The organism is Psychrobacter sp., assembly GCF_030454045.1.
GTDB lineage: Bacteria > Pseudomonadota > Gammaproteobacteria > Pseudomonadales > Moraxellaceae > Psychrobacter.
In genome coordinates, this window is the sequence record NZ_JAKDJE010000092.1 from 1 (window position 1) to 10708 (window position 10708).

5 protein-coding genes are annotated in these 10708 nt (G+C 46.4%); 2 read left to right on the top strand and 3 right to left on the bottom strand.

The genetic code is table 11. From position 1 onward, the window contains the following. Nucleotides 1–114: 114 nt before the first annotated feature. Both dnaE and ggt read right to left on the bottom strand, forming a co-directional pair. Complete coding sequence (gene dnaE, locus L0G63_RS12515; protein WP_301450954.1) at nt 115–3825, bottom strand: DNA polymerase III subunit alpha; 3711 nt, start codon at nt 3823–3825, stop codon at nt 115–117. Nucleotides 3826–4122: 297 nt separating this feature from the next. Further along, entirely contained in the window at nt 4123–6054 is a 1932-nt protein-coding gene (gene ggt, locus L0G63_RS12520; protein ID WP_301450955.1) for a gamma-glutamyltransferase, read from the bottom strand. A gap of 332 nt (nt 6055–6386) precedes the next feature. On the opposite strand from ggt, the gene L0G63_RS12525 reads away from it, so the two are divergent. Both L0G63_RS12525 and L0G63_RS12530 read left to right on the top strand, forming a co-directional pair. Next, nucleotides 6387–8393 carry a hypothetical protein gene (locus L0G63_RS12525; protein ID WP_301450956.1) on the top strand — a complete coding sequence of 669 codons (2007 nt, stop codon included), beginning with the start codon at nt 6387–6389 and terminating at the stop codon, nt 8391–8393. 55 nt (nt 8394–8448) lie between these two features. Further along, the gene (locus tag L0G63_RS12530) at nt 8449–10035 is read left to right on the top strand and encodes a hypothetical protein (RefSeq protein WP_301450957.1); all 1587 of its coding nucleotides are present in this window, start codon (nt 8449–8451) and stop codon (nt 10033–10035) included. Nucleotides 10036–10145: 110 nt separating this feature from the next. Here L0G63_RS12530 and L0G63_RS12535 read toward each other — a convergent pair whose 3' ends face one another. Continuing rightward, on the bottom strand, nt 10146–10646 hold the full coding sequence (locus L0G63_RS12535; RefSeq protein ID WP_301450958.1) for a Spy/CpxP family protein refolding chaperone: 501 nt from the start codon (nt 10644–10646) through the stop codon (nt 10146–10148). Nucleotides 10647–10708 lie beyond the last annotated feature (62 nt).

Genomic DNA, 10708 nt, shown 5'->3' on the forward strand with positions numbered 1-10708 from the left:
TAGGTCTTTTTTTCACCTTGCATTTGGTATTGCACTTCATGTGTTAATCTAAGAATTATTAAAAGTTAGAGCGATAAGATTACTATAGTAAATTTTGTAGCCGTACTATATATTTTAGCTGTAATGAAAGTGTAAATTATCTTCATTAACCAAAGTCTTAAGCTGTTGCAAGTTGTCATCATTTGGGTAGACCCGCCAATACTCGGATAGACCGACATTGGCAATGCCGTACACCTCATAAATACTCAATCCAAGCGGCAGACAGTTGTCATTGATAGAGGCATCTGTATTACTGAGTGCATGGTTTGCGTAGCTTTGACTCATACCGTTTTGAGCGCCTCCGTCATGAGTGATATTGCTTTCTAGCGCCAGTAAATCATTGCCATTTTCATCGTACAAACTACCGCCTATCGTAGGATCATAAGAATCATGAGTGTTATCGTCCTGCTCAGTGTTATAGATCTGACGTGGTTCAGGAATGATGTCAGACTGTGCGGATTTGAGTAAGGGTTGCAAGCGCGTGAGCAGATCGATATCGCTACCATGAACTTTGATGCTGATTTTTTTGAGCCAACGCAGGCGCGCATCGACCATACTCATGGCACTATCAAGACGCGCAAATAGGCGACCATCGCGCTCACGAATACTGCCTTTGATAATAACAACTTCATCAACTTTTAGTTGCTCTTTGACGCGGTTGAAACGCTCGGCATAGCAGCTCACTTCTAATCTTGAGGTGCCATCATCTAACGTGATGACGTTACGATTGCCGAAGTTGGCGATATCGATGATGAGGCCTGCAAAATAGCAGCTGCCGTTATAGCCAGTATCTGTCAATTTATTGAGGCGCGTGCCTGAGGTGTAACGTTTTAACTCATCTAAATATTCATTAATTGGATGACCCGTTAAGTACAGTCCTAAGGTGTTCTTTTCCGCTTTTAGGCGGTGCTTATCACCCCAGATCAGCTCTGGCGTCATCTCAAGTGGCGGCGCTGCAACAACACCGTCCATCTCACCAAACAAGTCCATCATGCCAAGCTCGTTATTTTGACGATCTTGCTCAGCCGCTTGGACGGCGCTTGGTAGTTGGCTCATCAAGGCACCGCGAATCTCGTAAGCTTCGTTGGCTGGTAAGTCGGGTCGTAGCGTCGCAGCAAAGTCATCAAAACAGCCAGCACTGACTAAAGCTTCAAGCGTGCGCTTATTGACCTTTTTGATGTCCACACGGCGGCAAAAATCATACAAGTCTTTGAATGGTCCATCCGTTCGCCGCGCATTAACGATAGATTCGACAGCCCCTTCACCTACGCCTTTGATCGCACCAAGACCATAAATGATATTGGTCGGCGTATCCGCGACGAAATGCCATTCACTGCGATTGACTGACGGATTGACCACAGTCAAATCAAAGTTTTCGCGGCAATCATTGATAAAGAACACCACGTTGTCAGTGTTGTTCATATCGGACGTCAATACCGCTGCCATGAATTCGGCAGGGTAGTAATGCTTGAGATAGGCAGTTTGGTAGGCGAGCACCCCGTAAGCCGCAGAATGCGAGCGGTTGAAACCATAACCTGCGAATTTTTCCATCAAATCAAACACACCGCCTGACGTGACTTCATCGACGCCTTGTGACGTTGCACCAGTGACAAAAATATCGCGCTGCTTTGCCATTTCTTCAGGTTTTTTCTTACCCATCGCGCGGCGCAGCATATCAGCACCGCCCAGGCTATAACCTGCCATCACCTGTGAGATTTGCATCACCTGTTCTTGATAGACGATAACGCCGTTAGTATTTTCTAAAATCGGCTCAAGATTGGGATGGTCATAAATGACCTCTTCACGACCATGCTTACGGTCGATATACATCTCTACCATGCCGGCATCAAGCGGGCCGGGACGATACAGCGCACACATGGCGATGACGTCCTCGATATTGGTCGGCTGCAGTTTGGCCAAATACTTTTTCATGCCCATACTTTCTAGCTGAAAGACGGCGGTTGTTTTGGCATCTTGCAGCAACTTATAGGCTTTAACATCATCGAGTGGTAAGTCTTCCAATACCAATGCGGGCACGTTTTCTTTGGCACGGCGCAAGTTGATATTCTCAACCGCTGCGTTGATGACCGTTAAGTTACGTAGACCCAAAAAGTCAAACTTCACCAGTCCTACCGCCTCGACATCGTCTTTATCAAACTGGCTGACACGGTGACCCTCATCATCACAATAAATGGCACTAAAGTCAGTAATCTTGTGCGGCGCAATCAGTACACCACCAGCATGTTTACCGACGTTTCGGCAGACACCTTCGAGCTTGACTGCCATCTCCCAAATTTCAATGGCATCTTCATAATCCATATTGTCAGGGTTAGAGATCAAGTCTTTGAGCTGTGGCTCTTGCTCAAGCGCTTGGCTGAGAGTGATACCCGGTGTTTTGGGGATCAGCTTGGATATTTTATTGGCCAAAAAGTACGATTTACTTTGGACGCGTGCCACATCACGTACCACCGCTTTTGCGGCCATGGTACCGAAGGTAATAATCTGTGAAACGGCATCACGACCATAGGTCTGCGCCACATAATCAATCACGCGGTCGCGACCTTCGATACAAAAGTCGATATCGAAATCAGGCATGGATACCCGCTCAGGGTTCAAGAAGCGCTCAAATAACAGATCGTAATGAATGGGATCAAGGTCGGTAATATTGAGCGCATAGGCGACCAAGGATCCTGCACCAGAACCACGTCCAGGGCCTACTGGCACGCCATTGGCTTTCGCCCAGCGGATAAAGTCCATGACGATAAGGAAATAACCGGGAAAGCCCATTGATAGGATAATATCCAGCTCATAGGCGAGGCGCTCGTCATATCTTTGACGGAAATCGCTCCAATTGTCCGTACGTGCTTCGACAGGGAAAAGCTTATCTAAGCGCTCTTCCAGACCGCGCTTTGACTCTGCCCGAAAAAACGATTCAATCGTCTCGCCTTCAGGGACAGGGAAGTCGGGCAGTACATTAATGCCCAGCGTTAAGGTCACATTACAGCGAGTCGCCAAGTGTAAGGTGTTGTCAACCACCTGCGGAATATCAGCAAACAGCTGCGCCATTTGCTCTTGGGTTTTGAGGTATTGCTCATCTGAGTAGGTTTGCGGACGACTGGGATCAGCTAAGACATAAGAGCCTGCGATACACACGCGGGCTTCATGTGCATCAAAATCCTCTTGCTCCAAAAAACGCACATCATTGTGCGCAATGATAGGAATATGGTGCTTGGCACCTGAGTGAATGGCTGCTCTGATAAAGGCGTCCTCGCCTGAGCGATTGGTACGCTTGATGGTAAAGTATAAACGATCATCAAATTGTGCTTGCCACTCGGTGAGCAGCTCATCGGCTTTTTCTGGCATAGAGCCTACCAGTGCTTGGCCTACGTCGGACTTTTCGGTCAGTAGAACAATCACACCTGCCGCATGTTCTAGAATATGGCTACGCTTGATAACAGGGACGCCATGATTGACAGGGTCAGCGCGACCTTCGGTAAACCCAAGAGACACGATACGGGTAATGTTTTGATAGCCTTCGTTATTCATCGCGAGTAGGGTGAGGCGTGTGTCTTCATTATCCATGATGACTTCGCTGCCGATAATTGGCTTGATACCCGCGCCTAGGCAAGCACGATAAAACTTCACCGTGGCATATAAATTGGACAAATCAGTCAAAGCCAGCGCTCGCTGATTGTCCGCCGCCGCCGCTTTCACGAGCGGCTTGATGCGCACGATAGAATCGGTGATGGAATATTCGCTGTGGATACCAAGGTGTACAAATGCCATAGAAGACTCTTACTAGTACGATCAAAAGAAATAAGCTAGCGATAAAATACAGGATGATTATCAATCATTTGTAGTGTTATCGAGAGGTGGTTAAGACCTCGGTAGCCATGTTGATACGCTTTAAATGGGGTCGTTAATAATAGCATTATTTGTGGCATGCAGCCACCGATTGCAAGGGTTTAATCTGAGGGATGTGAATTATCATGTCAATTTAATTACGTAAGAAATGATATAAAAAAACCCTCAACAAGGTAAAGTGCGGAGGGCTATATAATTGATAAGTAATGACAATTTAACTTAGTACCCAACCACCGCTGCATCCACAATACGGGGATCAGAAGATCCATACAGTCCGTTTGGTGTGAGCATAATCGACTGCGTGGAGCCCATGGCGGACTTTGGACTGACCGTGTGCCCCATAGATTCAAGCTTTTTGACCGTATCGACATTGAGCGCTTTTTCAATCCGAATCTCATCAGGGAGCCACTGATCATGAATACGCGGTGCGTGAGTTGCCTCAGCGATATTCATATCATGATCAATGACGTTAGAGATGATCTGGGTGACCGTGGTAATGATGCGACTGCCCCCTGGGCTGCCCGTAACGATATACGGTTTGTTGTCTTTAAATACCAGCGTTGGACTCATCGAGGAGAGCGGACGCTTATTGGCTTCAACAGCATTGGCGTCACCACCAATCAGTCCATAGCCATTTGGTACGCCCGGCTTGGCAGAAAAATCATCCATTTCGTTATTTAACAAGATACCTGTGCCCTCAGCCACGAGACCAGTGCCATAAGAGAAGTTCAACGTATAGGTGTTGGCGATGGCATTGCCGTCTTTATCCACAATAGAGAAATGCGTGGTTTGATCGCTCTCATAAGGGAGTGGGTTGTTGGCTTTGATGGTCGAGGCTGGCGTGGCTTTATTTGGATCAATTAACGTACGCAGGTTATCCGCATAAGCTTGCGAGGTGAGACCACTGGCAGGGACATCAATAAAATCCGAATCGCCTAGATACTCAGCACGATCCGCATAAGCCAGTTGCATGGCCTCGCTCATCAAATGAATGGTCTGTGCGCTATTTTGACCATAGTCCCCCAGTGGATAGCCTTCTAAGATATTTAATATTTCGATAATGTGAATACCGCCAGAGGAGGGCGGCGGCATAGAGACAATCTCATAGCCGCGGTAATCGCCTTTGACAGGGACACGTGCAATCGCATCATAGTTGGCTAAGTCCTGCATGCTCATAGTACCGCCTGCCTCATTGACGGCTTTTACAATGGCACGTGCGGTCTCCCCTTTATAAAACCCGTCTACGCCTCGTACTGCGATTTGCTTTAGCGAGCGGGCAAGTTCAGGCTGTTTTAACCGCTCACCCGGTTGATAAGCGCTGCCATCAGGCTTGAAAAATACCTTTTTGGTGCTTGGCCATTTTTGCAAGCGATCACTCAGAGCAGTAAGCGATTCGGACAAACCTGCGGTAACCTCTATACCGTCTTCTGCCAATGCGATCGCTGGTGCCATGACTTGCTCGCGGCTCATGGTGCCATGCTCTTCTAGTGCTTTTAGTAGCCCTGCGACTGTCCCTGGCACCCCAACGGCTAAGCCATGATAACGAGATAAGTCGCTGACTGCGTTGCCCTCATCGTCGAGATACATATCGCGAGAGGCGCTACTGGGTGCTTTTTCGCGGTAATCAAGCGCGACGGTTTTGCCTTGCTTGGCGTCATAAATCATCATAAAGCCGCCACCACCGATGTTGCCAGCACGTGGCAAAGTCACAGCAAGGGCAAAGCCAACCGCGACACCAGCATCAACGGCATTACCACCGTCTTTCAAAATCTGCAAACCGATGTCAGAAGCAAGCGCTTCTTGGGTGGCGACCATGCCATTTTTTGCCCATACTGGATGGTGAATCGCATCTTCAGAATAGATCGCCTGATCGTTATTGGTAGTGGTTGATACGGTGCTACTGGTTTTGGCTCGTGTGATGCGTTTGGTTTCAGATACGACGGTTGGGTTGTCCGTCATGATGGCTAGATTGATGGCATTGGTATTGATCGAAGTGTTATTGACCGTAGAGCTGGTTGGAGCGGCAGTTGGCTCCAGCGCATGAGCAGAGACAGATAGTAGAAGCGCGCTTGTAATAAGGGCTGCGCTAGATTTTAATTGGTTATGAGTCTTGGGTTTTTTTTGCTGATCATAAGAGAGTGGCTGTGACATCGCAAAGTCCTTTTTGGGCGAGTAGGAAAGGGGTGCTATTTAATAAATATACTGATTATGTGCTTACGTTTAGATAGTAACGAAAATATTAAATAGTAGAAAGTTGTTTATCATATTTTGTCATTTGAGTTTTTATATGATGTGCAGTATGAGTGGTTTTCTATCGATATATATAATTATTGTCATGTAAATTGTGCAGAGAAGCTCACTAACCAGTGAAGATTTTCTTTAAAAATAAGTCTTAATATTACTAAATTGTAACGTCTTGTGATATAAATAACACTACTAATGTACATCCAGTAATGACTGGCTATTTATACAAAGAGATTTCTATGTCATCACATCATATCAATGATTATCACCAACAGCGTCACTCTGAGATAGTGCATCGCTTTTCATTCGTTAGCAATCGTAAAAATAATAATAAAAATGCTCATGTGTTTAATGCAGGCAAACTAACCTCGGCTGCACTATTGATCGGTAGTGCATCGCTTGTGCTGGCAGGCTGTCAGTCCAGTCTAACTACTGCATCAAATGTAAGCGTCTCTAGCACGCTCATGGATTTTAGCACTGCAAATACCGCGCAGAGTCAGCATCAGGGCCGTGTGTTTACTGCTAGTCAAAATGCCCATGCTGAGCGTTACGCGCAATTGTTTAATCAAGAAAAGTATCCCAACACTGAACACCAAGCCAAGGCACACCTGTTGGCAGCGATTCGTCAGCACTTAGCGACAGAGCACGTGGCCGTCTCGCAGGCCAACTATCAAGCGGTACCATTTATCGATGCTGATAGTATTGATGCAGGGTCAAGTAGCTTACTCAGAACGATTATAGAGACCTATGCCTATCAGCCTGAGAGTAGGTACGATAGTAGCGATGATGAGCCCTATAATGATGACCACAATTATGATGGGACAGAAGACGCTTTAGAGTCGGATTATCCTAGCGATTATGTTGACCAAGAACAAAAAGCGATTGCGGCGATATTGGCTGAAGCAGGTGAAAACGAGCCAGCAAGCGACAGCATGTATGATACAGATGACTATAGCAGCAACGACTATAATAGTAATGATTTTGACAGTGACGACTATGATAGCTATGATGATTACGGCAGTGGCGCTGGCGGCATGCTCTCAGGCCTGTCAGGGTTAAACCCAAAAACAATGGCTGCAAAATATGAAGCCATGCAAATGGATAAACAGCGTACTCAGACAGAGCCGACCAGTCGTGATGAGATAACATCCTCTACTGGCGTGATCGGTAGTATATTGACAATGTTCCATCGTACTCCTGAACAAATCGCTGCTACCAACGCCTATCAATATCAGAATTTGACATTCAATAGCGTCAGTCAGTACAACCCAAAACAGCGTCAATTACAAAGTGTCTATAGCTACGACTACGCCACACCAACGATCAGCTCATCCATACAAGTACCAGTGGCCTTTGATTTTAACAACAGTAGTGTCACAGTTGATCCATCAGCCATTTTGCCAATTGTCGCACTGGTAAATCCTGAAAATACCCCGCTGCCGTCGCAGATGGCTTCACATACAGTGAGCTTTGGTTTGCCTGACAGTATCACAGAGCAGTTGCCGCCCGCGGTACTCTATGATGCAGTACTAAATGCCATACAGAGCAGCATGGCAGAGTTGGCACCTGAGCACTTTAGCGCCGTAGATATCAAAGGAGATGCGTTTGCCAAAGAAGTGGGTGCAACCAGAGCAGTCAAAGTCTATTTTGGCAGTCAGCAAGGCGGCGAGATGATAGGCAAAACACTAAAATATGTGACAAAATCGCTGCAAGAGTATGTGGATGCCCATCCAGAAAAATATCCTGATGGCGCTATACTAAAGGCGGCGCTTGCCAAAGCACAGCTATACAACAAAGGCTACCAAAGCGCGGATGTGGGTTCGCTACTACAGCTGATCGAAGCCATTGGCCCCATCTCTTTTAACCAAATCAATTACTATTATTTGGATGGCTCAGATCGCCTGCTTGCCAAGCAGCAGCGCGTCAATATCGGTGGTGATTTGATGGGCTCTACAACGACCATGCTCAATCAAGTCCGCTATGATAAAGCCAGCTTTGACCACCATGCCCTAACGCCACTATTGGCAGAGTCCTTTGGCTCAAATGCGGTAGCGCCTATCGATGGTAATGCATGGATAGCAGCACAGCGTCAGAAAAAAGACAGACTACAAGCGGCACGCTACGCACGCTATGACTATCAAGATGATCGCTTAGCCGATGAAGATAGCCGTGATGAATATGATGACAACCCAAGCGCCGAATCAATTGATGAGAGCTCTACGTATGATGATGACAATACACAATAAAAAATAAGTCGCATCATCTTATCGTATGTACCCTCATCTCTATTAAGGATAAAAAATGAAAATCGCCCCTCAAAATCTGCCCCAACGTCGTCTGCCATCTATGATAAAAAAACTTTCATTGTTGACCAGTGTTTTTCTATCAGGGGCGCTTTTGCTAACTGGTTGCCAAACGACCAATGTGAACCCTTCAAATACGCTGGCGGCGAACCCGTCACCCAGCACCGCCAAAAAAACATTGGCCAGCGCATTACAAAAACAGCGCCGCCAATCGTTCAGATACCATAGCAATATTGAGATCAGTAACCGCCAGCAACGTAAGGCAGCATCTGGCACACAAGTCGTGGCATCAGATTATGTGGATGCACACTGCGAAGAGACACATGACCAAGCCTATGCTGATTTGATTATGCAGGCAGAAAAGCAAAATAAAGAAATTTTCGCCACCGATTACGATAAAGAGCGTGATGCCCTCAAGCAATCTTATCTTGAGTGCGTGGATGCTTATTATGCATGGGAGGAGCACCAGTACGATAGCGATGTGACAGTGCCAGCAGACTATCAAGCGCTGTTTGACAATTATGAAGACAAACCAAAACCACTAGATATCAAAAAAGCGCAACTGCTCGATGAGTATCTACTAAAACCACTGTCTATCGATGCTCAGGGTGTCTATCAGCCATTGGCAGGTAAGGCGACGATGCTCGCCAGCGCCCAATATCTAGCACGCAATCATCACAGCAGTATCAATCAGCCCATCTATGTCGACATGAAAAATGGTGATATCTATTTATGGGCAGATAATGTTGCGATGATAAACTCTGAGCTGTTAGACGATAAGCTTGGCACCAAATGGCGAAACAAATGGTTAAAAATAGCCATTGATGATGGAACATTGCCAAAAGGGTTCGGCCGTGAGGTAATCAAAGCCCACTTTGCCGCGTTAGATCTGACGTATGATGGTGCACCTGTTAGCCAGTTCGATTATGTCGCGCCCAATACACTTGCCGCGCTCTCGCCCAAACTGCCGGCGCATCAGCTATCAGCAATGCTACCAAGTGCCCAAATCATTCGCCGAGTACAAAGCTTTGAGAGTTATCAAGAGGACTATCAACACTATATACAGACATTCTACAACCGTATTAGTCAAAAATATCCGGAGCTTGTAAAAGACGCTGAGCCTATGACAGACTTTGAGACGCTACCAAGCTCAAAAGAGCTGACCAGTGAAGCTGTGGTGCAAAAGATATTGGCTTTTATCAAAACCCAAATGGATGAGGATGCATCGGCACAGAGTGACATTGCCAAAAACACTGCCGTACAAGAGCTATATGGGTTTGACAAACGCGGTCAGCTCAAATGGCAACATATACATCGACAGCTTGATAGCACCAGCAAATCCGATACAGACAACAGCATGATGATTGATGTGTTGCAGCAGTACTCTGCTATTAATAGTAAGGATTTGGCATTCCCAAATCTACCACGTGAGGTTCAGACACCAAATGCGAGCAACAGTATTGATCTGCGAGACTATGCGTCAGAGTTGCTGGAATATTATCGTGACGGTCATGGCACGGCAGTGGGTAAGATTATCTTTAGTGCCTCACCGATGGCGAAAGAACGTTTTGGGGCGACAGACTAACTGGAAGATAGCATCATTGAGTGTTAACTAGGATACTGTCGTAAAAAAGCGCATCGTATAAACGGTGCGCTTTTTTTAATATGGCCATCACTTATGTTGTGGCAGACTTTTTACATGCCTTGATGATGTGGCTTGTCATGGTCTTTACGATCTTTTAAGTGCTTACGACCTTTTTCTTGTCTTTCTGATTTGAGCTGTTCCATTTTTGCACGCTGCTCAGCGGTCAACACCTGAGAGATGGCATGCTGCGTTTGGACGCGCTCAATAAAGCGCTGTTTTGCTTTTGCCGCTTGCTGATCGGCCAAACGATTTACCGCCGCGTTGTTCAACGTACTCGCATTGGTCAGTGCTTGTATTTGTTGTTCCATTTGTGCGCGTTCTGCCTGATGTTTTTCACGGTCAGCTACGCGGTCGCCATGTTTTTCTTGCATGATGGCTTTGATTTGCGCTTGCTGCGTCGCTGTTAGATTCAGTTTTGACATTGGGCCTCTCATGGCGCCGTCTTTATGGTTCTTTTGCATTTGATTCATTGGCGCGGTGTCAGAGGCTGCATTGACACTAGAACATGCTGTCACAGTAAATACGCTAGAAGCTGCTAATACTGAGCCCAATAATAATTTTTGGGGCTGTCCTAGATAAGCAAAAATATTTAGGATAGCACTATGAGAAAGAG